This window comes from Polyangium sp. y55x31, from assembly GCF_029946505.1.
Lineage (GTDB): Bacteria > Myxococcota_A > Polyangia > Polyangiales > Polyangiaceae > Polyangium.
The window spans coordinates 12,378-35,817 of sequence record NZ_JARZHG010000035.1; the positions used below are offsets into that span (position 1 = coordinate 12,378).

At 69.0% G+C, this 23,440-nt stretch carries 19 protein-coding genes and 1 pseudogene; 12 read left to right on the forward strand and 8 right to left on the reverse strand.

Annotated elements, in window-relative coordinates; genetic code table 11:
- Positions 1-12: 12 nt before the first annotated feature.
- Both QHF84_RS39010 and QHF84_RS39015 read right to left on the reverse strand, forming a co-directional pair.
- Positions 13-1,257, reverse strand: coding sequence for an HlyD family efflux transporter periplasmic adaptor subunit (locus tag QHF84_RS39010; protein ID WP_281318636.1), 1,245 nt, complete (start codon positions 1,255-1,257; stop codon positions 13-15).
- A 314-nt stretch (positions 1,258-1,571) separates the two neighbouring features.
- Positions 1,572-1,811: a hypothetical protein gene (locus QHF84_RS39015; RefSeq protein WP_281318637.1), complete on the reverse strand. Its 240-nt coding sequence runs from the start codon at positions 1,809-1,811 to the stop codon at positions 1,572-1,574.
- Between the two features lie 302 nt (positions 1,812-2,113).
- Here QHF84_RS39015 and QHF84_RS39020 point away from each other — a divergent pair, with 302 nt between their 5' ends.
- The 9 genes and pseudogenes from QHF84_RS39020 to QHF84_RS39060 all read left to right on the forward strand — a co-directional run bounded on the left by QHF84_RS39020 (position 2,114) and on the right by QHF84_RS39060 (position 12,454).
- Positions 2,114-2,875 carry a hypothetical protein gene (locus QHF84_RS39020; protein WP_281318638.1) on the forward strand — a complete coding sequence of 254 codons (762 nt, stop codon included), beginning with the start codon at positions 2,114-2,116 and terminating at the stop codon, positions 2,873-2,875.
- Between the two features lie 78 nt (positions 2,876-2,953).
- Entirely contained in the window at positions 2,954-4,840 is a 1,887-nt protein-coding gene (locus QHF84_RS39025; protein ID WP_281318639.1) for a 4-alpha-glucanotransferase, read from the forward strand.
- Between the two features lie 446 nt (positions 4,841-5,286).
- Positions 5,287-6,606, forward strand: coding sequence for a serine/threonine protein kinase (locus tag QHF84_RS39030; protein ID WP_281318640.1), 1,320 nt, complete (start codon positions 5,287-5,289; stop codon positions 6,604-6,606).
- 13 nt (positions 6,607-6,619) lie between these two features.
- Complete coding sequence (locus QHF84_RS39035) at positions 6,620-7,390, forward strand: tetratricopeptide repeat protein (RefSeq protein WP_281318641.1); 771 nt, start codon at positions 6,620-6,622, stop codon at positions 7,388-7,390.
- 9 nt (positions 7,391-7,399) lie between these two features.
- Positions 7,400-8,119 carry a hypothetical protein gene (locus QHF84_RS39040; protein WP_281318642.1) on the forward strand — a complete coding sequence of 240 codons (720 nt, stop codon included), beginning with the start codon at positions 7,400-7,402 and terminating at the stop codon, positions 8,117-8,119.
- A 1-nt stretch (position 8,120) separates the two neighbouring features.
- Positions 8,121-10,157 carry a type VI secretion system tip protein TssI/VgrG gene (gene tssI, locus QHF84_RS39045; RefSeq protein WP_281318643.1) on the forward strand — a complete coding sequence of 679 codons (2,037 nt, stop codon included), beginning with the start codon at positions 8,121-8,123 and terminating at the stop codon, positions 10,155-10,157.
- Positions 10,158-10,173: 16 nt separating this feature from the next.
- A pseudogene (locus QHF84_RS39050) lies at positions 10,174-10,443 on the forward strand (PAAR domain-containing protein); the annotation flags it as partial.
- Positions 10,444-10,505: 62 nt separating this feature from the next.
- On the forward strand, positions 10,506-11,339 hold the full coding sequence (locus QHF84_RS39055; RefSeq protein WP_281318645.1) for a DUF4123 domain-containing protein: 834 nt from the start codon (positions 10,506-10,508) through the stop codon (positions 11,337-11,339).
- A 149-nt stretch (positions 11,340-11,488) separates the two neighbouring features.
- Entirely contained in the window at positions 11,489-12,454 is a 966-nt protein-coding gene (locus QHF84_RS39060; RefSeq protein ID WP_281318646.1) for a DNA/RNA non-specific endonuclease, read from the forward strand.
- Positions 12,455-12,461: 7 nt separating this feature from the next.
- Here the strand turns inward: QHF84_RS39060 and QHF84_RS39065 are convergent, their stop codons facing one another.
- The 5 genes from QHF84_RS39065 to QHF84_RS39085 form a co-directional block, all read right to left on the reverse strand.
- Positions 12,462-13,199 carry a papain-like cysteine protease family protein gene (locus tag QHF84_RS39065; RefSeq protein ID WP_281318647.1) on the reverse strand — a complete coding sequence of 246 codons (738 nt, stop codon included), beginning with the start codon at positions 13,197-13,199 and terminating at the stop codon, positions 12,462-12,464.
- Positions 13,200-13,205: 6 nt separating this feature from the next.
- Positions 13,206-15,251, reverse strand: a complete 2,046-nt coding sequence (locus QHF84_RS39070) for a DUF2169 domain-containing protein (RefSeq protein ID WP_281318648.1) — start codon at positions 15,249-15,251, stop codon at positions 13,206-13,208.
- Positions 15,252-15,338: 87 nt separating this feature from the next.
- Positions 15,339-16,640 (reverse strand): UDP-glucose/GDP-mannose dehydrogenase family protein, encoded by a 1,302-nt coding sequence (locus QHF84_RS39075; RefSeq protein ID WP_281318649.1) that lies wholly within the window; start codon positions 16,638-16,640, stop codon positions 15,339-15,341.
- 54 nt (positions 16,641-16,694) lie between these two features.
- Positions 16,695-18,434: an MDR family MFS transporter gene (locus QHF84_RS39080; protein ID WP_281318650.1), complete on the reverse strand. Its 1,740-nt coding sequence runs from the start codon at positions 18,432-18,434 to the stop codon at positions 16,695-16,697.
- Between the two features lie 4 nt (positions 18,435-18,438).
- Positions 18,439-19,734, reverse strand: coding sequence for a glycosyltransferase (locus QHF84_RS39085; RefSeq protein WP_281318651.1), 1,296 nt, complete (start codon positions 19,732-19,734; stop codon positions 18,439-18,441).
- Positions 19,735-19,952: 218 nt separating this feature from the next.
- Here QHF84_RS39085 and QHF84_RS39090 point away from each other — a divergent pair, with 218 nt between their 5' ends.
- Positions 19,953-20,501 (forward strand): TetR/AcrR family transcriptional regulator, encoded by a 549-nt coding sequence (locus tag QHF84_RS39090; RefSeq protein WP_281318652.1) that lies wholly within the window; start codon positions 19,953-19,955, stop codon positions 20,499-20,501.
- Positions 20,502-20,510: 9 nt separating this feature from the next.
- On the opposite strand, the gene QHF84_RS39095 is transcribed toward QHF84_RS39090, so the two are convergent.
- On the reverse strand, positions 20,511-21,473 hold the full coding sequence (locus QHF84_RS39095) for an NmrA/HSCARG family protein (protein WP_281318653.1): 963 nt from the start codon (positions 21,471-21,473) through the stop codon (positions 20,511-20,513).
- A gap of 317 nt (positions 21,474-21,790) precedes the next feature.
- Between QHF84_RS39095 and QHF84_RS39100 the strand changes: the two genes are divergently transcribed.
- Entirely contained in the window at positions 21,791-22,387 is a 597-nt protein-coding gene (locus tag QHF84_RS39100) for a 2OG-Fe(II) oxygenase (RefSeq protein ID WP_281318654.1), read from the forward strand.
- A gap of 143 nt (positions 22,388-22,530) precedes the next feature.
- Entirely contained in the window at positions 22,531-23,319 is a 789-nt protein-coding gene (locus QHF84_RS39105) for a hypothetical protein (RefSeq protein WP_281318655.1), read from the forward strand.
- Positions 23,320-23,440 lie beyond the last annotated feature (121 nt).

Consider the following 23,440-nt stretch of genomic DNA (forward strand, 5'->3'; position numbering starts at 1 on the left):
CGTCTCGCTCTTTCAACGCAGCTTGATCCGATCGATCCCGTCCCATCGCGACATGTCCGAGAGGATCACCCGATCCCCTTCGCGCAGGCCGCCGCGGACCTCGATCGTCCCGACGGAGGCGCGGCCGAGCTCCACCCGCTCGCGCAGCGCGACCTCGCCGCCGTCGATCACCTTGAACAGGCTCACCCCGCCCTCGGGCTGCGCCCCCGCGGGCCGCTCCACCGAGAGCACGTCCTTCAATCGTTCGATCTCGATCGTCCCCTCGATCGAGAGATCGGGCCGTGATCCTTGCGGCAGCTCGCCGTCGATCGTCACCTCCACGGTGACCGTCCCCTGGTTCGCGGCGGGCGCGATACGCGCCACGTGGCCCTTCGCCAGGCCGTTGTGCGTATCGATCGTCGCGGCCTGACCGATCTGCAGATCCTTCGCCTGGAGCTCGGGGATCCGAAGCACGGCCTTGAGCCGCTCGGGCCGGATGACGCGGGCGAGCACGGTGCCGGGCACGACCCATTGCCCGAGCTCCAGCGGCAGATCCTGCAAGAGCCCATCGCCGCCGGCGCGCACCCGCATCGCCTCGACCTGGCGCTTGCGAAACGCGGCGATGTCGCGGCGCTTGTCGATCTGCGTCCGCTGCGCGCCGATCTCGTCGCGTTTGCTCCCGTCGACCACCGCGACCCTGCGCTGCGCGAGATCGAGCCGCGCCGCGAGATCGGCCTCGCGATCGGCGAGCTGCCGCGCGTCGAGCGTCGAGTACACCTCACCGGCGCCGGCGCGATACGCCTCGGCGCGGCGCCGCACGTCGGCGAGCTGCGAGGCGAGATCGGCGACGGTGGCGCGCTCGGCGAGCGCCTGCGTCTCGAGGCGGCTCTTCGCCTGGAACAACTCGAGCTGCGCGCTTGCCACGTCGCGCTCGGATGCGAGCTCTTCGAGCACCACGTCGGGGTTCGTCAGCTCCAGGATCAGCGTGTCCTTGGCGACGGTGGCGCCGGGTTTGACGTGGATGCGCTCCACGCGCCCCGCGGTCTCGGCCGTGATCCACCGGACCTCCTCGGGCACGAGCGATCCCGGCCCTTTCACCTGCCGCACCATCTCGCCGCGCTGCACGGTGGCGATCCACAAGCCGGACCGCTCGACCTCGGGGGCCGCGGCGCGCAGGCGCCCGAGGGCCAGCGTGACGAGCGCGATCGCGAGGACGCCTGCGGCCGCGGCGAAGAGCGGCGCACGACGCTTAGGGGTGGGCTTGCGCGGGATGTCCATCCGACGCGGGGGGCCCTAGCGAAGGCTGTACCAAACGGGGAACGCGGAAAAACCCGGGGAAACGAGGTGCGAGCGGGGAGGGGGTGACCGGTTCTGGGATCGGCGTCCCAAAATCGGACACCCCGCCCCGCGCTCCGATACCCCCCGCTCCGGCCCCCGCCGCCCCCTGCATGCCCGGCCCTTCACCCGGCCGGGCCCTTCACCCCCCTGCATGCCCGGCCCGGCCCTTCACCCCCCTGCATGCCCGGCCGGGCCCTTCACCCCCCCTCTCCGCGGCGCGGAGAGGGGGGGTTGGGGGGGTGAGGTCTGTCAGCTTAGAACCGGCGCCCCGGGCGCCCCCGGTCCTCCAGCAACCGCGCCGAATCCGGCGCATCCGAAGGCGCCATCACGCGCGACGTCCGCGCGCCTTCCGGCGCAGAAGCCCCGTTCGTCTCCACGATCCACGAGGCGAGAGCGAGCAAAACGAACCCAACCAGCACGATTGCAGCGACGACCGCCGTCGCCATCGGGAAACGAATACGAACGCCGTCGATCTGATTCATCTCGAGCGTCACGAACACCTCCTCGTGCAAGCAACGGATCGACAAAGGCCCCGCGGGCGCGCTCTCGCGCCGATTTCTTCGAGCCCCCTCGATGTCCCGTCCGATGTTCCACCGCCGCTCGAAAAGAGCGGCACCTTCATCGGTCCGTCGACCGGCGCACAAATTATCACGAGTGGTCCGAGGTTGGAGGTAAATGAGGGGCTTCATGGGACATTGAATGTCCGATGCATGGCCCGCGGAGGGGGGCCCCGGGACGCCCGCGCTCACGATGTGGAATCTTGTCCTCCCGCCTCTCCGCGCCTACACACCCACCGATGCGCCGACCTCTGTCCCCCGAAGAGCAAACCATCCAGGCCGAGCGCGTTCGCGAGCTCGTCGACCTCCTCGGTGCATTCCTCGAAGGGCGGAAGGACCGCGCGGAGATCGCCCGCTGGATGGGCACGGGGTGGCGTCGCGAGGGCGTACGCGGCCGGCTGATCGCGCATCACCCGCTCGCGCGCATCGTGTTCTCGTCCCTCGCGGCCATCGAGAAGCGCTGCGGCGACGATTTCCTGGTGCGCCGCGAGGACGTGACGGGTTACCTCGAATGGCTGACCACGCGGGGGCAGCGCCGTTTGATATCACCTGATGCGCTCGCCGAGGTTACGCTATCGCTCGACACGCTCACGGCGGAGACACGTGGCGCCGCGGTCCGTTTCTTCCTGTACGGGCTCGGCTGGTGCGTGGAGACGCATTTCGTCTCGGCCGGCACGGGGCGCCTCTTCTGGGCTTTGGCGCTGCTCGATCGCCCGAGCCCCGTGGAGATCCGCGGGGTTCGCGGGGACGACCCCACCGAGGCAGCCCAGGACCTCGCGGAGGCCCTGGCGCTCGACACGCCGGAGGTCCAATGGATCGAGCCTCGCATCGACGTCGCCGCGCTCCCGCGCTGGTCGCTCTGGCGCCAGGACGATCATGGGCAGCGCTACGAGATGTCCACGTTCCTCTCGTATTCGCGGGCCATGCGCGAATGCGCCACGTTCGAGGCTCGCGGTCACAAGCAGATGTACTGGGTGCGCCGGCAAGGCCACGTGGATTGAGCGCCCCGGTCGAGCGGCCGGCCCCATGTATTGCGCCCACGTGACGCCGGCCCGCCGTGCGGTACGCTGCGCCCTGCCATGACCACGCGCGCCGAGGAACGTCAGCTTGCCGCCGAGGCCTTGCGCCTTCTCGGCGTCGATCGCCTCGTGCTCGCCATCCACGACCCGAGCTTCCCTGCGGATCCCGACGAGGACATCGGCCGCGGATCCCCTCACGGCCGCGCCGCTGCGCGATTTTTCCGATTCGCCCGCGACCTCGGTTTCACCGCGATCCTGCTCGGCCCGCAGGGTGATCTCTCCGCCGATAACGCCTCGCCGTACGACGGCGCCTGCTTTTCGCGCGCCACCGTCTCCATCGCCCTCGCGCCGCTCGCCCTGGATCCCGCCTGGGGCGGCCTCCTCCGCCCCGAAACGTTTGCTTCCCTCGTCGAAGATCGCCCCCGCGGCCCGGCCGGCCGCGCGCATCATCGCTACGCCTCTGCCGCCGTGCGCCGCGCGCTCGACGAGGCCTTCGCGGCATTCCAGGAAAAACGCCGGCACGGCACGCTACCTCCCACGCTCGCCGCGTTCGCGGCCCGGCTCGACGCGTGGCGCGCGCGGAACATCGACTGGATCGAGCGGGACGCGCTCTACGAGCGCCTCGCGAGGGAACACGGCAGCGGCCATTTCAAGGACTGGCCCGCCCTGGACGCGCGCCTCTTCGCGCCATTCCCCGGCGACGCGACCGCGGCGGCCACACGCCTCGCCGCGCTCCGGTCACGCTACACGGACATCATCGAGGCCCACGCCTTCCGCCAGCTCCTCGCGCGCGAGCAGCACGCGGCCTTGCGCGCACACCTCGCGTCCCTCGACCTCGCCCTTTACGGCGACCTCGCCGTGGGCCTCGCCCTGCAAGACGAATGGTCGAACCTCGCGATTTTCCTCTCGGGCTACCGCATGGGCGCGCCGCCGAGCCGCACGAACCCCGAAGGCCAACCGTGGGGGTATCCCGTCCTCGACCCCGCCCTCTGGTCCGGCGCGGCGGGCGTTTTCCTCCGCGCGCGCATGACCACGATGTTCGAGGCCTATGACGGCGTGCGAATCGATCATCCGCACGGCCTCGTCGACCCGTGGGTCTACGACGCCGGCGCGCAAGATCCGCTCGTGGCCGTCCAGCACGGCGCGCGCCTCCGCTCCTCGCCGGACCTCTCCGATCACCCGCGCCTCGCCGCGTTTGCCATTCCGCGTCCATCGCAGATCGATCGGAGCCTGCCGCGCCATGCCGAAACCTGGGTTCGGGCGCTCGAAGCTGCCCAGGTGGCCGAATACGGAAAACTCTTCGACATCCTGGTGAAAGCCGCAGAGGCGAGGGGACCCGTCACCCAAACGCTCTTTTGCGAGGTCCTGAGCACGTTGCCGGCGCAACTCGAGGCGGTGCTCGCGCGGCACGCGCTCGGGCGATTTCGCGTCACGCAGAAGGCGAACCTCGACGACCCGCGTGACGTCTACCGCAGCGAAAACGCCGCGCCCGCCGACTGGATCATGATGGGCACGCACGACACGCCGTCGATGTGGGAGCTCGCAGAGGCCTTTCGGGCCGACGGCACGCGCGCGGCGCAGGCCGCGTACCTCGCGCGGAGGCTCGGGGCGCCGGCGCTGGAAGCGGCCGTCGCGCAGGATGCGGGCATGCTCGTCGCGGCGAAGCTCGCAGACGCCCTGGCCAGTGATGCGCGGAGCGTGATGATCTTCTTCGCGGACCTGTTCGGGTTGCGAGAGCGGTACAACGTCCCGGGCACCATCAGCGACGACAACTGGTCGCTGCGCGTGCCCGAGGGGTGGGAGACGGATTACTTCGAGGCGCGAGGCCGGGGCGAAGCGCTCGACCTCCGGCTGGCGCTCGCGCTCGCGCTCCGGGCGCGGGCGTCCGGGGCGGCGGGCGACCACGAAGCGCTCGCGGCGCGGCTCTCCGCCTTGCCGCACGCGTGATCCGAGCGCGGTCTCGGCCTGCCACACGTGACAGGCCGGAGATCTGCTCGCGTGGACGACCTGTCACGCGTGGCAGCCGCGAAACCCGGTCGGCGCGGGCGACGTACACACGTGTCAGGTGACGCGGGCGACCGGGATCGGCGGCTGACACGTGGTGCAGGCGGCCGAGGCGCTCGGGACGGGCAGGTGACACACGTGGCAGCCGCCTGGAGCCGGTGGGCTCGGCGAGGTGACACGTGTGGCAGGTGGCGTGCGAGGTCGTCCGAGGGGGATGACACGTGTGGCAGGGCGTGCGGGAGGTCGGGTCGACCGGGTGACACGCGTGCAGGGACGCATTTCAAAGCTCCGGACGCATTTCGCAGCAGGAACGCACGGTTGAATGGGCTTGCCCGGTCCGTTCTCGATCGTACGCTGTCGCCGATTGACGGGCGGGAGGGGGCATTGCCTTGAACAGCGGGGACATCATCGCCTCGAGATACGTCCTCGAGCGCCCGCTGGCGAAGGGCGGGATGGGGGCCGTGTGGGTCGCGCGGCACCTCGAGCTCGACGCGCGCGTCGCCCTCAAGGTCATGGCGCCCGAGCACGCCGACACCTCGTTCGCGCGGGATCGATTTCAACGGGAAGCGCGGGCCTGCGCGCAGATCCAGCATCCGAACGTCGTGGCCGTACACGATTACGGCGTCGCGGACGACGTGCCGTTCCTCGTGATGGAGCTGCTCCAGGGCGAGGATCTGCAAACCTGCCTCGCGCGTGAAGGGCGCCTCTCGCTCGCCGCCGCCATTGCCGTGATCCTGCCCGTCTGCAAGGGCCTCCGGCGCGCGCACGAGCTCGGGATCATTCACCGGGACGTCAAGCCGAGCAACGTCTTCCTCGCGCGTCAGGGCGAGGATACGGTCATAAAGATTCTCGATTTCGGTGTCGCGAGGGTCACGCACGACGTGGCCGGACAGACGACCCGGACGGGCGTTTTGCTCGGCTCGCCGAGCTACATGAGCCCCGAGCAGGCCCGCGGAAGGCGCGTGGATCATCGCAGCGATCTCTGGTCGCTCGCCGTCGTCCTTTACGAATGCTTGACGGGCCGGCTCCCGTTCGGATCGCAGGCGCTCGGGGATCTGCTCATCGAGCTTTGCACCGAGCCGGCCCCTCCGCCCACGAGGATGGCCCCCGACCTGCCCGCCGTCGTTGATCCTTTTTTCGCGCGGGCGCTCGCGAGGAATCCGGACGATCGATTCCAGAGCGCCGAGGCCTTCGCCGACGCCCTCGCTTCGCTCCGCTCGGGCCTGCCGAGCCTCACGACCGGGCCGTCCATTGCAATGGCAAGGCCGCCCTCGACGTCCGATGTTTCCCTGGCCCAGACCCCGCCGCCGGCCGCCTCGCCGACCGCGCCGGGCGTCGCCACCACGATAGGCCTGAGCCGCCCGCGGGCTGCCAAGCTCGTGCTCGGTTTTGCCGTCCCGGTCGTGCTCGTCCTCGGCTCGCTCGTCGCCTATCGCCTGTTTTCGCCGAAGGAGCCCCTCGAAACGACGGTCGCGGCCCCGACGGAACCATTGCCCGCGCAGCCACCCACAATCGCAGCGCCCACGGCCAGCACGTCCTCGACGCCGGCCCCCATGGTCGCGCCCACACCTCCGGAATCGACGCCTTCGGCCGCGCCGTCTCCGGACGCGCCGCGGAAGACGCCGCAGTCCTCCGCGCCTCGCGGCACTTCGAAGCGCCCTTCGCCGCCTTCGTCCACGCCCACGCGCGACCCGACCTTCGGCTTCTGAATCGGGAGTTTTCATGCGCCTTCGTTGGCTCTTTCCTTTCGTTCCCGCCGTCTTCGTCACGCTCACGCCCGCGGTCGCGGACGCGCAGCCGCGACCGGCGAGCGTTCCGGACAAGCGCGCCATGGCCCTCGAACACGCGCACCAGGGGCTCGACGCTTATCGCGAAGGGCGCTTCGAGGAGGCGTACGGGCACTTTCGCGAGGCCCAGGCGCTTTTCCCCGCGCCGACGTTGCTCGTGCACATGGCGCGTTGCCAGCGCAGGCTCGGCAAGGTCGTCGAGGCGAAGGCGCTTTATGAAGAGGTCCTCGCCGAGCCCTTGCCCAAGGACGCGCCGCCCCCGTTCGTGGAGGCCCATCACGACGCCGAGCGCGAGCTCGCCGAAATGGAGGCCAAGCTCGCCGCCGAAAAGAAGGCCACCGAGCGCCCCGCGCCCGCGCCGTCGAAAGGATCCATCGTGCCCGGCGTGATCACGCTCGGCGTGGGCGCCGTCGGGCTCGGGGTCGGCGCCGTGACCGGAGCGCTCTCGATGGCGAAGGTGTCCGATGTCCGCAGCCGCTGCCCGGACGACCATTGCCTTTCGGCGTATCGCGCCGAGGCCGACGAGGCCCGGACGCTCGGCCACGTGTCGACGGCCGCATTCGTGGTGGGAGGCGTGGCGGCGGCGGCGGGCGTGGTCTTGCTCGTGCTCCGTCCGGGGGGCACGACGGGCGCTTCGACGGGCGCCGTGAAGGATCTCCGCGTCTCCGTGGGGATCGGCCGGGCGGACATCCAATTTCATTATTGAGGGGCGGTCATGCAGTTGTTTTCAAGCGCGCCGGCGCGCCGGGGCCTCGGCGCCCTGCTCGGGGCGATCGGGCTCCAGGGGGCGCTCGGGTGCAATTCGATCACGGGGGTCGACGCGCTTCGATTCGAGGCGTGCGCGCCGAGCTTCACGAGCCTGGCCGCGACGGACGATCACGGTGGACCCGGGGGAAGCCCGTTTCTGGACGAATGCCCGGAGGGCGAGGTCCTCTTGGGCCTGCGGAGCGGCATGAACGGGCCCTTCGTGTCGGGCATCATCGCCATTTGCGGGGCGGTGCACGTCTCGGAGACCCACCCCTATACGATTACCCTCGCGTCGGGCACCCCCCTCACGGTCATGCATGGCTTCACGGGGACCACGGACCCGCACATGTGCCCGCCGGACACGGTGGTCGTCGGGTTCGAGGGCACGACCGGGCCATTCGGGGACGCCGCCCAGCCCGTCGTATCGAGCCTCCGGCTCCATTGCGCGCCGCTCCGCGCGGGCGGCACGCCCGAAGCGCCGTCGCTTTCGCTCGGGGAGAGCACGCGCACGGAATCATTCGGCGGCGTGGAGGAGAAGGGAGAGGCCTTCGAGCCGATATCTTGCCCGCCGAACCAGGTCGCGCGGGCCATTCTCGGGCGCTCGGGCGCGCTCGTCGACGCGTTTGCCCTCGGCTGCGCGGAGCCCTCGCTCACCTGTCCCGCGTCCCGCGCCGCTTCGGAGGAATGACATGCGTGGCTTCCGCTTGATCTTCGAATCTTTCAAGCCCAAAACCCCGCGGGAGGATCTCTCCGTCCGCACCTTCTCGGTGCGCGAGGCGATCTCCGAGCCGTTCGAGATCTCCATCATGGCGCGCTCCCACGACGCCAGCATCGACCTCGAGGCCATCGTGGGCAAACCCGCCGCCTTCGTGATGGAACGCGGCGACCATTTTGCCATCGGCCAGGCGCGCCGCCGGTGGGAGGGCATCTGCACGCACATCGAGCAGGTGCGCGTCGAGGATTCGGAGACCGGCGAGTCCACCTACACGCTGACGATCATGCCCAAGCTGTGGCTGCTCGGGCAGCGGCTCGGGTATCGGGTCTTCCAGCACGTGTCCATCCCGGACATCGTCGACAAGCTCCTCGGGGAATGGAAAATCCAGCACAAGTGGGCCATCGATCGGGGGGCGTATCCTCGGCTCGAATATCGGGTCCAGTATGGCGAGAGCGAGCTTTCGTTCCTGTCGCGCCTCTTGGAGGAGGCCGGCATTGCGTTCACGTTCCCCGACGAGGACGGCGCCGGCACCATGCTCCAGTTCTCGGACGCGCTCGCGGCGGGCAAGCCGCACCCGCGCTCGCCCTTGACCTTCGACGACGCGCCGAACCGCACCGCGCCGAAAGAATACGTCACGGCCGTGCAGATGAGCCATCGCGTGCGGCCCGGCGCGTACGTCGTGCGCGACCACGATTTCCGCCGTCCGGACTTTCCGAGCCAGGGCGAGGCCCCGCCCGCGAAGGATCCGGAGCACCGGTACGAGCAATACCATTACCACCCGGGCGCGCTGCTCGTCGAGACGACGAAAGGCGCCGGCGCCACGCCCGTCGCCGACGACAAGGGGACGGCGCGGCGCGACGAGGGATTTGGCATCACCCGCGCCACGCAGAGCCTCCATGCGGAGCGGCACGAGAAGCGGGTCGTCACGTACGCGACCAACTCGATGATCCTCGCGCCGGGGATCATTTTCATGATCCAGGACCACCCGCACCAGGCGTTCGCGCAGCAGCGGCTCCTGGTGACGGAGTTCAACCTCTCGGGCAGCGTCGTGACGGAATGGGAGATGAGCGGCCGCGCGGTGTTCGCGGCCGATCCTTACCGGCCGCCGATGACGACCCCCAAGCCGCGCGCGCTCGGAATGGAGAGCGCGGTGGTGGTCGGGCCGCGGGGCCAGGAGATTCATACCGACGAATTCGGCCGGATCCGGGTCCAGTTTCCCTGGGATCGGGAGGGCAAAAACGACGACGACAGCTCGTGCTGGATCCGCGTGAGCCAGGGCTGGGCAGGGACGGGGATGGGATCGATCACGATTCCCCGCGTGGGGCAGGAGGTGCTCGTGGGGTTCCTCGGCGGTGATCCGGATCAGCCGGTCGTGGTCGGGCGGGTCTTCAATGGGAAGAACCTCGTGCCGTACAAGCTGCCCGAGCACAAGACGCGGAGCACGCTGAAGAGCGCGTCGTCGCCCGGCGGCAATGGCTCGAACGAGATCATGTTCGAGGACGCGCGAGGAAAAGAGCTCGTGTACGTGCAGGCGCAACGCGACCTCTACGCGCGAGTGCTCGGGGACGAGCACGAGAACATCCAGGGCAATCACCGCGTGCTCGTCGGCAGGCGCCAGGACATCGTGATCAAGGCGGAGAAAAAGGAGCTCGTCGCCGGGCGGAGTGATTTGCACGTGCAAGGCGACGAGCGCCGGCAGGTGGACGGCAAGGTATCGATCACGGTGGGCGGGAGCCGGCACGAGAAGGCAGCGCAAAGCCACGCCGTCGAGGCCGGGCAGGAGATTCACCTCGCGGCGGGCTCGTCGGTCGTGATCGAGGGCGCGCTCGACCTGACGCTGAAGGGGCCCGGGGGGTTCATTCGAATCGATGCGGGTGGGGTTTCCATCGTGGGAAACATGGTGCGAATCAACAGCGGGGGCATGCCCGGCGCGGGGAGCGGGGCACGCCCGGACGCGCCCGAAGATGCCATCGAGGCGGTGGTGGACGTGCCCGGCGCGGGCGCGCCGTGAATCGAGGAGGGGGACGATGCCGCCTGCTGCACGCGTGACCGATTTGCATGTATGTCCTTTGATGCCGGCGGGTGGGCCCGTCGTGGCGCCTTGTGATCCGCGGGTGCTCATCGGGAACATGCCCGCGGCGCGCCTCGGCGACGTGGCGACGTGCGCGGGGCCGCCGGACGTGATTGTCGCGGGAGACCCGACGGTGCTGATCGGATATCGGCCGGCGGCGCGGCTCGGGGATCCGACGGCGCGCGGCGGGACGATCACGATGGGGTGTCCGAACGTGCTGATCGGCACGTCGGCGCAGGCACGGACGCTCGAACGCGCGGCGAAGGACGGGACGCCGCTTTGCGAGCCATGCGAGTGATCGTCGAGGTGCAATGGGGCCGGCTCGCCTCGCAGCGGGCGGCGATCACGCCCGGCGGATCGCTGCGCGTGGGGCGGACGGAGGTCTCCGATTTCGTGGTCTCGCACGATCGGCGAATGTCGGGCCGCCATTTCGAGGTGTCGTGGGACGGGGCGTGTTGCCTCGTGCGGGATCTCGGGAGCGACACGGGGACGTGGCTCGATGGTCGGGCGGTGGCCGAGGGGGAGGCGCGGAACGCATCGTGGATTCGCGCCGGGGATACGGTGTTCATGGTCTTTTTCGAAGGAGCGACCTCGCGCCCGCGGCCGGCGGATTCGCCCGAGGTGGCCGCGCGAAAGGAGCAGGCGCTTTCCGTATTGCGATCCGAAAAGACGCCGCTGTTCGCACTCCTCGACGCGGCACGTGATCTGCGAATCCGTGAGCTCTTGCGAGAATCCGTCGACGACTCCCGTTCGCTTTACGAAGGCACGCAAGGCGACGCGCTCGCCGACGTGGCCCCGTATCTCGTGCGGCTGTCGGGGGAAAGCGCGCTGAGGGAAAACCTCGTTGCCGAGGGATGGGGCCGGAGCTGGGGCGTGTACCTGACGAGCGCGCGTCCCCTCGCGGACGTACGGCGGCATTTACGGCGGCTCACGATGGTCGAGGCGGAGGGCGAGACGAAGCGGCTCTACTTCCGGTTTCAGGATCCGCGCGTGCTCCGGCGATTTTTGGCGATGAGCCATACGCGACAGCGAGCGGAGATGTTTGGCTCGATGATCGAGGCATTCTTGATGGAGGGGGAGCAAGGCGAGGTCATTCGCGCCTCGCGCCCATCGGCGACATGAGGTTCACGGGGGATCAGATAGCGCAATGGGAGGTCCGGGAGTTGAGCATCCAGCGGTGCGCGCGTGGCCCCACACGGATCCGCGGCGCTCCCGTGTACCAGCGGGAATCGTTCGTGTACCAAGGAGAACCACGCACGCGTCCTTTGGGCGTGACCTTCGAGCTCGGGAGCACGGCGCGGGGACAGAAGCGCTCACGCGAGGAGCTCGAACCGCCGCTCGCGCTCGTGGGGCCTGGCGGCGCGGCCGATCCGATGGTCTTTCACATGGATCGATTCCACCTCGTCGCGCACCGGTGGGGCGGGAGCAAGAACAGTGAAAACCTGGTCCCGGCCTACGCCGGGTTCAACCGGACGGAATGGGGCAACTTCGAGGACGCCATCGACCAGGCCGTGCAGGCGCGCGGCGACCCCGTGCGGGTGACGATCACCCTCGGCTACGACGACCAGAGAGATCCACGCGTGCCCGTGCGCCTTCACGTGAGGGTCGAGCAGGAGCTCCTCGAGGGCGTCTTCGTGCAGCGCCACAACGGCTGGTTCGTACCGACGCCCCCGACGGCGCAACGCGCCGAGGACCGGTGGCTCGAAGCGTTGATTGCGCAGCATCATGACGCCTTCGTGAACTCGGGCTTCAGCGCGCACATGCTCGCTGATCCATCGGGCATGCCGCTCAACCTCCCGAATGAGCCCGGCCGCCACGCCATCCTGGATTATTTGCACGTGAATGGGCACCTGGCGGGGACGGCTGCGGCGAACGTGACGCTCGGAAACAACAAGGAGTTCACGGCTGCGCAGCGGGATCTGATCCTCATGCACAACCGTATCCTCAACCGAAGCGGATTCGTGGTCTCGGAATCACCCACGGACCCCGCGCATGGCTGGCCCGCGCCGCCGGGCCGCCCGCCCGGCACGCTCCTCGACGGCAGCACGCACGCCGCGCCGCAGGTCGATCACATGTTTCCCCAGGCGCACAACGGCTCCAACGCGTACAGCAACGCGATGGTGATGAGCGCGCAGCACAACAACGAAAAACGAAACAGCGTGACGCCCGACGTCCAGGCGGAGGCCGCGCTCAACCGGCGACGCTCCGAGCGACCGCGCCGCGGACCGCCGGGGTGAGACCGATTCAGGCCACGCGCCGGCTCGCGCGGTGCGTGCAGCCCTGGCATTCGATCGCGCCGAACAGGCTGTCCCCGAGAGATCCTCCCGGCGAATTGAGCACCTTTTCGAGCGTCGTCCACGCGACCATCGTGTCGCGATGGGGAGCGTTCGGATCGCGGTAGTAGACGTTGTTCATGGCCTCGTCGACGCCCGTGACGACAATGGCGTGCAGGCCGCCCACGCGGCATTTCGTCTCGATCTTGTAGACGTAGCGGTCGTTCGTCAGAGGGTCCTGCACGTAATCGTTTTCCAAGGTATCCCCGAGCCGGTGAATCGAGGCGTACAAAGGCCCGTGGGCGTCGAGCATCTCGGCGACGAACGACGGGCCGTAGGCGTGGTTGCCGAGCGGCAGGGGCCGGACGACGTCGCGGAAGAACGCGTCGAGGATGTCGAAGCGATGCGTCGAGGGGCTGCTCTGGAGCTTGTTCCGCGCCTCGCGCAGCAGCGCGCGCCGGTGTCCGTCCGGCTCGCGTTGCATCATCTGGGTCAATCGCAGGACGACGGCGGGGTTGTCGTAGCGCTTTCGCTCGGCCGCGAGCTGGCTGATGACCTGCCGCACGAGGTGGAGCGCGCGCCACTCATGTTCGAGGCGCTCGGCCGCGCCGATGAGCCCGTGGAAGCGGAGCATCATCTTGGCCGCGTAATACCAGCACGTGGGCCCCTTTTGCGCCGCGACTTCGGGGATTCCGTAAAGAATCGACATGTGCCGTCACCATCCGTCCGTGGTCCCGATCCGCGCGATCGCCGCGGTCCGCAAGGCCATCGGCGACGCCTCGCGCGCATCCGCCGAGAAGTGAGCTTCCGCCACCATGCGCGCCGTGAACGTCGCGAACATCGGCATCGTCTCCGCGAGGGCCTCCGGGAGGTACACGGGCAGCTCGCGTTCGCCGCGCGGGAGCTGCCATGCGCCGCGCAAGTGCTTCGCTCCGAACACGGCCCGCCGCTGATAACAGCGGCTCTCGAGGAGGATGCGCTCCACGCGCGCCGCGACCTCCGCCGGCGAGACGACGCGTTTTTTCGCCTGCGCATACGCCGCCTCGATCGCCGCCCCGAGCTCCCGCGCCGCGACGGGATCACGAACGGAATCCGGGGCGCTCAGGTATTCACGCGCCGCCGCGAGTGCCTCCTTCGATCGCTCGTCCCCGGCCGCCGTCGGACCCACCACGGCCACGAGCGCCCGCAAGGCTTCGATGGCATCGAACGAAAGCGAGAGTTCCCCCTCGACCAGAACGAGCGGCGCGACGAACCGACCATCCTTGCGAACGGCGGCCCGCACCGCCTCGCGGATCGCGTCCTCGCCGAGCGCCTCGCCGTGCGCGAGCACCTCGAACATCTCGCGCCGCTCCTCCACCTCGGCGGGCTCGAATCCGAGGTCCGGATCGTCGATGTCGGGATCGAGGGGCTCGTCCGCGAGCGCGTCCAGGATCTCGCGCCACGCGGGCTGTTTTCGGATGCGCGACAAGCTGCGCGGATCGAACCACAAGAGATCGATCGCCCGCGCAGGCACGGCCCATTCTTTCGGAGGGGCCGAGGCCGGCTGCATTGCAGGGGAAACGTGGAGGGGATCGGCGGCCGCATTCGACGCGGAGAGCGCGCTCGGAGGCGTGAGCGGCGTGCCGGTCGGGAAGGGGACCGGCGGCGGCGGAAGGGGCGGAGGCGGCGCCGCCGTGAATTCGGATCGCCACGCAGGCATGGATCCCGTTCGAAACGGGAGCGCCGGCCGCGCGTCGCTCCGTTCGGGCGGGAGGGCGAGCGTCGAGGCGGGCGAGAGCGCGCGTTTGCCCGAGGAGGGCGGGCCCGCGGTCGGCCGGCCTGCGGTGCGGTGCGGCGGATCGAACCACGCAATCGGCTGGCCCGCCACTTCCACGCCGGCCACCACGCGCAGCGCTTCGAGGGCATTTTCGTGAGGGAGCATGAGCCACCTCCGACAAACCACCGTGCACGCTTGCTCGTCGCCGTCGATGCGCAGTGTATCGATGTAGAGGTCCATGGGCTGGCCCTCCGGGATGCCGAAGACGGCGAGGCCATGAATTCGCGCCACCCCGCGGACGCCGGGCAGACGCGTCACGAGCCGGGGCAGGGAAGGGTGCAGGCCTTCGAGCACGATGTGCTCGTCGCCCCGGAGAAAATCGGTCTGCTGATCGAGAGGCGCGGCCTGGAAATAGGCGCCGTCGAAGCCCGGAGCGATCTCGGCGATCCGGCCTTCGAGCGCGGTACGCGGGTTCGACCCGAGGAGACGCTTGCGCGCAGGCCAGGCGCGCGCGATGGGCCCGAAGCCCGCAGGGCGCCGCGGGTCGCCTGGGATGAGGATCGTCGGTTCGCCCTCGTCGATACCGAGGGGGTTGTCCGGGACATCCGGTCCGCCGAATGCGCGCTCGTAGACGATGGGGATTGGCTGCGAGCCACGCGTGTCCTTCAGGAGGAGCGTTTTGTCGAGCAGCACCCGTTCGCCCGCGCGGATCTCGAGGCGCGTGGTGTTTGCATGGCCGTGCCCCGTGAAGAGCACGTCGGCGCGCGCCAGGTAAGGAACGAGATCACTCGTGAAACGTACGCTCCGCGCGGGATTGTCGCCGTGGTGGACTTCCTCCCGCAGGATCGGCTGAGGCTCGACGCGCGGCATCGGCGCGTCGGGCGCGAAGGCGAACGTCGCTTTGGTGATGACGGAGGCGTGCAAGACGCCGCCCGTACGAAATGCCACGACGGCCGCCTCGGCACCCGGGAGGGGCGAGATCGCGGCCACCCCATCGACAAGCATATGAACGAGCGTATCACGAATGCATGCGCGCCGCCCCCGGCCACGCGGCCAATACGCGCGGAAAATGTGATTGTGTCCCGGGCAAGGTCATCCGCGTCCGATGCCGGTGTACCAGAAACCGAGGGCGCGCAGCTCGTCCGCGTCCCAGACGTTCCGGCCGTCGAAGAGCGCCGCATTTCGCATCACGCGCTTGATACGCGAAAAGTCGGGCCGGCGGAACTCGTGCCATTCGGTCACGAGCGCAAGCGCGTCGGCGCCGAGGGCCGCGTCGTACATCGACTCGCAATACGTGATGCGGTCGCCGAGCACGGCGCGCACGTTCTCCATCGCCGCCGGATCGTGCGCCCGCACCGTCGCGCCCGCGGCGAGCAGCTCTTCGATCAGCACGAGCGCGGGCGCCTCGCGGATGTCGTCGGTCTGCGGCTTGAACGCGAGCCCCCAGACCGCCACGGTCCGGCCTTCGAGCGCGCCGTCGAAATGGCGGCGGATCTTCTCGAAGAGGAGCTTCTTCTGCCGCGCGTTCACGCGCTCCACCGCGCGCACGACCTCGAGCTCGTGCCCGAGCGACGCGCCGATGTGGATCAGCGCGGAGATGTCCTTCGGAAAACACGAGCCGCCGAAGCCCGGGCCCGGAAAGAGGAACTTGGGGCCGATGCGAGGATCGGCGCCCACCGCCTTGCGCACGAGCTCGATGTCCGCGCCGATCTTTTCACTCAGCACGGCGAGGTCGTTCATGAACGAGATGCGCGTGGCGAGCATGGCGTTCGACGCGTACTTCGTGAGCTCCGCGGAGCGCGCATCCATCGCGTGGATGCGATCACTCGTCCGGACGAACGGGGCGTAGAGGTTGCGCAGCACGGCGAGCGCGCGCGCGTCGTTCGAGCCGATGACCACGCGGTCGGGCTTCATGAAGTCCTGGATCGCCGCGCCCTCCTTCAGGAACTCGGGGTTCGACGCGACGCCGAAGGGCTCGTCCGTGAAGCGGCGGAGGATGGCTTCGATCTTGTCGGCCGTGCCCACGGGCACGGTGCTCTTCGTGACGACGACCTTGAAGCCGTTCATGTTCTTGCCGATGGTCTCGGCGACCGCGAAGACGGCGGAGAGATCCGCGGATCCGTCGGCCGCGGGCGGCGTGCCCACGGCGATGATGACGACCTCGGCGGAGCGGATCGCGGCGGCGAGGTCCGTGGAGAAGGTCAGGCGGCCGGCCTTTGCGTTTTGCGCGATGAGGACGTCGAGCCCGGGCTCGTAAATGGGGACCTCGCCGCGCGAGAGGCGCGTGATCTTTTCAGCGTCGATGTCGACGCAGGTGACGTCGTTTCCGAAATCGGAGAAGCCCGCGCCGGCCACGAGGCCGACATACCCGGTTCCAATGACAGCAAGTCGCATTGAACGCACCTCGGCGCTGAAGATGAACGATGTTTTGGGTGAAACGTTTGTTCGTCAGTCGCTCGCGACCGCCGGGGCCTTCGGGCTGCCCTTGCGGAGCGGGATCTCGCGGGTGAAGAGCGCGAGGACGAGCGCGATGAGCCCGAGCGGGAACGCCCCGTCGAAGACACGCGTGACGGCCCGCGCGAACGAGACGCGCACGGCACGATCCCCCGCGTGGCCGAGCTCGAGGGCACGCGTTTCCTCGCGCGCGAGGGCGCCTTCGTCGGCGGAAGGCTCGCGGCGGAGAGCGTCGTATCTGGTATGCACCTCGTCCGCGAAGCGATCCGCGGCCGACCGGTGGACCTCGCCCGTGCCCTCCTCGAAGGCGCCGCCCTTGCGCAGGCGATTCGCGTCGAAGACGGCATCGAATTGCGGCCGCACCGCGGCCGGGACCTCGGCGCGCACGGGCCCGAGCCGCTCCGTGAGCCCGTACGCGAGCGTGGTCGCGAGGACGATGCCGAAGATCGCGCTGCCCACGACCTGCCCGAGCTGCTGGAAAAACTGTCGACCCGCGGTGGCGGCGCCGATGTGCTGGGCGGGCACGGCATTCTGGCTCGAGAGCGTGAGCATCGGCATCACCGGGCCCATGCCGCAGCCGAAGACGAAGACGCAGAGGCCGATGCTCGTGAGCGTGCTGTCCGCGCTGAGCGTGCGCAGGAGAAAGAGCCCGACGCACGTGAGCACGAGGCCGCCGACGATCACGATCTTGTAGCGGCCCGTGCGGTGCACGAAGCGCGCGGTGAGGACGGAGGTCGAGACCACGGCGGCCGTGAGCGGCAGCATGGCCATGCCCGCGGCCCGCGCCGTCGCGCCGAGCGAATTGACCGCGAGCACGGAGATGAACAAGAGGGCCGCGAAGAACGCAGCGCCGATGCACATCGAGGTGAGCGTCACGAGGACGAAGACGCGATTGCGGAAGAGCGCGAACGGGATGATCGCGTGGGGGTTCTTCCGCTCGACGAGGATGAACAGGACGAGGCCCACGAGCGAGAGGCCGAGCATCCCGAGCACCTCGGGCGCGAGCCAGCCCGCGAGCGGTCGATCCCCGCGGAGCGCCAAAAGAAACGGCACGGTCGCGACGATCAGGAAAAGCGCGCCGAGCCAATCGACCTTGCTTTCGAGGCCGCTATGGAGGCGCGGCATCTTGGCGAGGATGAAGGCGACGGCCACCGCGCCGAGCGGCAGGTTGATGAAAAAGACCCAGCGCCAGCCGACGCCGTCCGTGAGCGCGCCGCCGAGGACGGGGCCGATGATGCTCGCGAGGGCAAAGACGGCGCCGAAGATGCCCTGATATCGCGGCCTCTCCGCGGGGGCGAAGATGTCGGCCGGGACCGCGAACGCCGTGGAGGTGATCGCCGCGGCGCCGAGGCCCTGGACGCCGCGGGAGACGACGAGCGCGAGCATGGAGGGCGAGAGGCCACAAAGGACCGAGCCCACGAGAAAGATGCCGATGCCCGTGAGAAGGACCGTCTTGCGCCCCAGGCTGTCCGAGAGCTTGCCGTAAATGGGCACCATGGTGGTGCTGGCGAGCAGGTAAGACGTCGAGGTCCAGGCATAATATTCCATGCCCTGGAGCTCGCTGACGATACGCGGCAAGGCCGTGGCGACAATGGTCTGATCGAGCGCCGCGAGGAAAAGCGCCATCATCACGCCCGCGAGCACGAGGGCCTTCGTGCGGGGCGCGAGCAGGGTCGCGTAATCGATGCGCTCGCCGGTCGGCATGTGGGTCGTGGTGGTCGCTGGGGCGGTCATGGTATCACGCAGCGTGGTGGGCGGCGGTCACGCCGCGACGGGTGTCCTTGAATGCGAGCTCTTCGAGCGCGCGCGCCGCGACTTTGTCCTGCTTGAGCTTCTGGATCTCGGCGGAGGCCCGGCGGGCGCGGGCGCGCAAGGGTTCGTCCGCGAGCAGCGCCGCGAGCTCGGCGCGGATCGTCTCGGGCGTTGCCTTGTCGAGCGGCAGACGGCGACCGAGCCCCGCGCGCTCGACGAGCGCCGCATTGAGGATCTGATCGCCGAAGAGCGGAATGACCAGCATGGGCAAACCATGCAGCAAGGCGCGCCCCACCGTGCCCCAGCCGCCGTGCGTGACGAGCGCCCGCGCCTCCGGAAAAACCTCGTCGTGCGGGATGTACTTCTCGATGCGGACATGCGCGCCGAGGCCCTCGGGGACGTCGCCCGCGCTCGCCGCCGTGCCGAGGACGGGGACGCCGAGCGGCGCGACGGCTTCGAGCACGCGCCGGAACAAGCCCTCGTCGCGGCCCGTGGTCGTGGTGCTGACGACGACGGTCCCGGGCTCGACACGGAGCGCTTCTCCGCGCGGCTTCGCGGCGATGTTGAACGTCGTCGTGCCGACGAAGGCTTGGTGATCGCGGAGCGGGATGTCCCCGGCGAGGCCGCGGTACGACATGATGATGTGGAGGTGCGGGGAGGCCATGGCGGCGATGAGGTCGGCCGTGCCGCGGGCATACGGGGGAAGGCCGAGTTTTTCGCGGTCGGCGCGCAGGGAGACGAGCGTGTTCAGGAAGGCATGCGGCACGGTGGGGAACTTGCCGAGGCGGCGCCATGTGGGCGTCGATTCGAACACCAACGGCAGCTCGTTCCGCGTGAGGACCGTGCCCATGTTGCCGGCGCTCGCGAAGGGGATGCCCACGCGCTCCGCGGCGAAGGCCGCGCCGTAATCGAAGAAATCGTACACGACGCAATCGACACGCTCGCGGCGCAACACGGGCTCGAGCTCCTGCGCGAGCAGGACGTTCCTCGCCTGGAAAAAACCTCGCATGAAAGGAAATCCGAGGATTCGCGGCAGCCACGTGGGCAAACCGAGGTGCTGCGCGTGCGCCGAAAAGTCCTGGAGATCGACGACCTGCTCGTACGGGACGAGCTCGGCGCCGGCCGCCTCGACCTCGGCCGCTCGGTCCGCCTTCGTATTGAAGAGCACCCGGTGGCCGCGCGAGCTGAGCTGCTCGGCGATGTCGAGGACACGCAGCAAATGGCCCGACGCGGTCGAGCTCGTCAGCAGAAATGTCCCGGTCCTCGGTGCATCGTCGAACATCGCCCCATTCCTCCCCGCGGCTCAACCGCAACTGGTAGTTGCGATGATGTAGCAGCTCACGTCTCTACCGCAACTCCTCGTTGCGATAAGGGTCGACAAAGCCGCGAAGTTGGCTTCAACTAGCCTGTATGATGCGATCGGCGCATCGTGGACGGCAGGTCATGAAGGAGAAGCCGAGCCCTACCGAGCGGCGTGCGCTCGTTCGAGGGGAGCCAGTCGTGCGAGGGGTCCTCGCGGCCACGCTGGAAGTGCTGGCCGAGGTCGGTTACGAGGCGCTGCGGATCGAGGACGTGGCCGCGCGCGCCGGGGTGAACAAGACCACGGTGTATCGGCGCTGGCCGACGAAGCAGGAGCTCGTGCGGGCCGCGTTTCGATCCATCACGGTCGATCGCGCGATCACGCCGAACACGGGCTCGCTGCGCGGGGACTTGCTCGTCATCGCGCGCCACATGGCCGCGCAGGCGAGCTCGCCCGAGCTCCAGGGCCTCCGGCGCCTGCTCTTCGCCGAGGATCGCGACGCCGAGCTCGTGGCCATCGCCCAGTCGATCCACGAATCGATGGAGGCCCTGCCGCGCCCCGTGATCGAAGCGGCCGAGGCGCGAGGCGAGCTCGCCCCCGGCATCGACGCGACCCTCATTTTCCGTTGCATGGCGGCGACCATCCACCACCGGCTCGGCATGGAGCGACGGCCGATCGACGAGGGGTTTCTCACGCAGCTCGTCGAGCTGCTCCTCACGGGCGGCCTCGCCCAGGACAAACGGACGTAGACGCGCGGCTCAGGCCCGCGGCGAAAAGACGAAGCGGCTCTGGTTGTCCGCGAGCCACGCGGCGAACGAGCGGAGGTTCGGGTTCAGCGCGCGTGTCCGCGCGATGTCCCGGAGGCCGCAATAATCGGCCTCGAAATCGCGCTTGAACTGGAACATGTTCCCGAGGTCGTCGGCGCCGGGGAAATCGAGGCTGCGGTACACGTCCGGCTCGATGGCGTGGTACCGCACGTCCTCACCGGCGATCGCCGAGAATGCGGCGGCGAGCTCGCTGCCGGTGAGATGATCACTCGCGACGCCGAGGCGCTGGCCGATCATCGCGGGGCCGCGCTCGAAGACGCCGTACGCCGAGCGCCCGATGTCCTCCGTCGCGATGCCCGGCAGCTTGGCCATGCCCATGGGCAGGGTGAGCGTGAGGCGGCCCTGGACGTCCCGCTGGGGTCCCATGCCGAGCTGAAGGAAGTTTTCCCAGTAAAACGAGGTGTGGAAAAACGTGGTCGGGACGCCGATGTCGGTGAACGCCGCGTCGGCCTCGCCTTTCGCGTCCATGTGCGGGACCTTGTATTTTCCGTGCAGCGTCGGCATGCGTGGGTCCGAGAGCGGCACCCACTTGCGCGTATCCTCGATCGTCGACCAGATCACGTGCTCGAGGCCCGCGGCCCGCGCGGACCGGGCCATCGCGCGGGCTTGTTCGGTCTCTTTTTCCGGGGAAAAATGGTTCCAGAAGAAGGTGACGCAGTAGGCGCCGTACGCGCCCTGAAAGGCGCGGCGTAAGCTCATCTCGTCGTCGAGATCGGCGGCGACGACCTCGGCGCCGAGGGCGCGGAGCTCCTGGGCGGCGGGCGAATCGACCTTGCGCGTGATTGCACGGGCGCGGAATGCGCCGCTCGGATGGGCGGCGATGGCGCGGACCAGACCTCCGCCCTGCGCGCCCGTGGCGCCGACGACGGCAATGACGCGTTTCGTGGTGCTCATGATTCCCTCCTTTGTCCTCGGCGCGAACTCTCGCATGGTTCGTCGCGTATAGGAAGTCGGAGCGGAGCCCCACGTTGCTCAGGAAGACTTCAGCTCCTGTGGTAGAACGTCCCGAGACACATTGCGTCCGTCGTGCCTTCTCCCTACGTCGTGTCCTCGACGGGTATTTCGAGCGCGTAATCGACGTGGGAGAGCGGGTGACCAGGACCCGGGTCGATCGGCGTACCCCAGCGCTCCTCCCGCGAGGCCCATGGACACCTCGAATGCCCGAGCCAAAAAATCTGCCGCCGGCTCCACGAAGTGGTAGCCTCCATGGGATGGGGCTCTACGTCGGCCATTTCGATTTCACCGTACCGCTGCTCTGGACGGTGCCCGCGCTGTTTTCACCCGAAGATTGCGCGGAGATCCTCGAGGGGGCGCGCGACGGGGCGTGGCTGCCGGCGACCGTGAACGCCGAGGAGGGGCGCGTCGTCGATACCCGCATTCGTTCGAGCACCACGGCGGTCCTGCGGGATCCCGCGCTCGCGGACGAGCTTTTTCGTCGAGTCAGACCCCACGTGCCCGAGCGCATGACCACCGAGCTCGGCGGGCGCGGGCGCGTGGCCGTGCACCTCTCGGGGATCTTTCTGCCGCTCCGGATTTACCGCTACGAGGTCGGCCAGCATTTCGGCCTGCACCAGGATCAATCGTACGCGGGGGAGGGCGGGACGCGCAGCCTGTTGACGCTCATGGTGTACCTGAACGAGGGGTTTTCCGGCGGAGAGACGGAATTCCCCGAGCAGGAGCGCACGATCGTCCCGAAGACCGGCGACGCGCTGCTCTTCCAGCACATGCTCCTCCACGCGGGAAACCCCGTCACCGACGGCACGAAATTCGTCCTCCGCTCCGACGTGCTCTATCGACCGGTCCCTTGATCAAAAGGCACGAAGGGCCGCAAATCCCGACAAATTGACGAGCAATTTCACGACCGGCAGGGACGCTCCGCCGCCCGTGTTCTTCCCGCGAGCCCAACAGGGCCCGCGCTCGGAAGCGAACACCGAAACACGAAGGAGCTGCCATGCCTGGACACCGCGTCCTGTTCGTCCTGTCTTTCCTCCCCGCGCTCGCCGCGCTGCTCGCCCCCTCCACGACGCGCGCCGAGGAGTCCACGAAACCTTTCGGATCGCGCGGCCAGGTCGCGCTCGACGACATCGTGTCGCTCAGCGCCGGCGGCAGCCCCCTCGGGTACCCGCTGGTGTTGCCTCTCGGCGGCGGCATGGGGAGCATCGGGCTCGGGTACGGCGGCATCGCCGGGTATTCGCGCTCGACCACGAGCCGCACCCCGGGGCAGCCGGGCGGCTACGAAAGCACGACCGACGTCGTGTGGTTCGCGCCTTCGCTCGACGTCTTCGTCGGGAGCCATTTCTCGATCGGCGGCACCGTCGCCGCCTCCTACGCGCGCGGGGCGCAGGAGGTGGTCACGTTCGACCGGGGGACGCAGCGCTCGGAGGGGAGCGGATTCGGCTTCGCGATCGCGCCGCGCGTCGGATACGTCGTCCCTCTCGGCGCATCGTTCGCGCTCTGGCCGCGCCTCACGCTCGCCTACGGCGGCGGCGACACCGGATTCGTGGGGGAGACGCCCAATGCCGCTTTCCGATCGTCCAATCGCAGCATCCGCGGCATCGCCGAGCTCGGCCTCGTCGCGCGGATCCACCGCTACGTCTACCTCCGCGCCGCGCCCACCCTCGTCGTGGCCGCCACTCGCTCCAGCGTGCCCGGCGCCGCCGCGATGGTCATGACCAACGACCAGAACTTCACCGTCCGGCTCGGCGCGACCGCCGGCCTCGGGATCCTGCTCGGAAATTGATGGATTCCTCGGGCTCCCAGGAATGAACCGTCGGGTGCGGACGGATTGCCGCACCGGGTCGAACCCGTACCGCGACGCACCAGGCAAGGAAGAAATTGCTGCATCGCAGCAAGATGGACTG

Excerpts from the sequence above, each read along its gene's own strand:
- QHF84_RS39010 (WP_281318636.1), bottom strand. The coding sequence starts at position 1,257 with ATGGACATCCCGCGCAAGCCCACCCCTAAGCGTCGTGCGCCGCTCTTC.
- QHF84_RS39020 (WP_281318638.1), top strand. The coding sequence starts at position 2,114 with ATGCGCCGACCTCTGTCCCCCGAAGAGCAAACCATCCAGGCCGAGCGC.
- QHF84_RS39025 (WP_281318639.1), top strand. The coding sequence starts at position 2,954 with ATGACCACGCGCGCCGAGGAACGTCAGCTTGCCGCCGAGGCCTTGCGC.
- QHF84_RS39035 (WP_281318641.1), top strand. The coding sequence starts at position 6,620 with ATGCGCCTTCGTTGGCTCTTTCCTTTCGTTCCCGCCGTCTTCGTCACG.
- QHF84_RS39040 (WP_281318642.1), top strand. The coding sequence starts at position 7,400 with ATGCAGTTGTTTTCAAGCGCGCCGGCGCGCCGGGGCCTCGGCGCCCTG.
- tssI (WP_281318643.1), top strand. The coding sequence starts at position 8,121 with ATGCGTGGCTTCCGCTTGATCTTCGAATCTTTCAAGCCCAAAACCCCG.
- QHF84_RS39055 (WP_281318645.1), top strand. The coding sequence starts at position 10,506 with ATGCGAGTGATCGTCGAGGTGCAATGGGGCCGGCTCGCCTCGCAGCGG.
- QHF84_RS39065 (WP_281318647.1), bottom strand. The coding sequence starts at position 13,199 with ATGTCGATTCTTTACGGAATCCCCGAAGTCGCGGCGCAAAAGGGGCCC.
- QHF84_RS39070 (WP_281318648.1), bottom strand. The coding sequence starts at position 15,251 with ATGCTTGTCGATGGGGTGGCCGCGATCTCGCCCCTCCCGGGTGCCGAG.
- QHF84_RS39075 (WP_281318649.1), bottom strand. The coding sequence starts at position 16,640 with ATGCGACTTGCTGTCATTGGAACCGGGTATGTCGGCCTCGTGGCCGGC.
- QHF84_RS39080 (WP_281318650.1), bottom strand. The coding sequence starts at position 18,434 with ATGACCGCCCCAGCGACCACCACGACCCACATGCCGACCGGCGAGCGC.
- QHF84_RS39085 (WP_281318651.1), bottom strand. The coding sequence starts at position 19,734 with ATGTTCGACGATGCACCGAGGACCGGGACATTTCTGCTGACGAGCTCG.
- QHF84_RS39095 (WP_281318653.1), bottom strand. The coding sequence starts at position 21,473 with ATGAGCACCACGAAACGCGTCATTGCCGTCGTCGGCGCCACGGGCGCG.
- QHF84_RS39100 (WP_281318654.1), top strand. The coding sequence starts at position 21,791 with ATGGGGCTCTACGTCGGCCATTTCGATTTCACCGTACCGCTGCTCTGG.
- QHF84_RS39105 (WP_281318655.1), top strand. The coding sequence starts at position 22,531 with ATGCCTGGACACCGCGTCCTGTTCGTCCTGTCTTTCCTCCCCGCGCTC.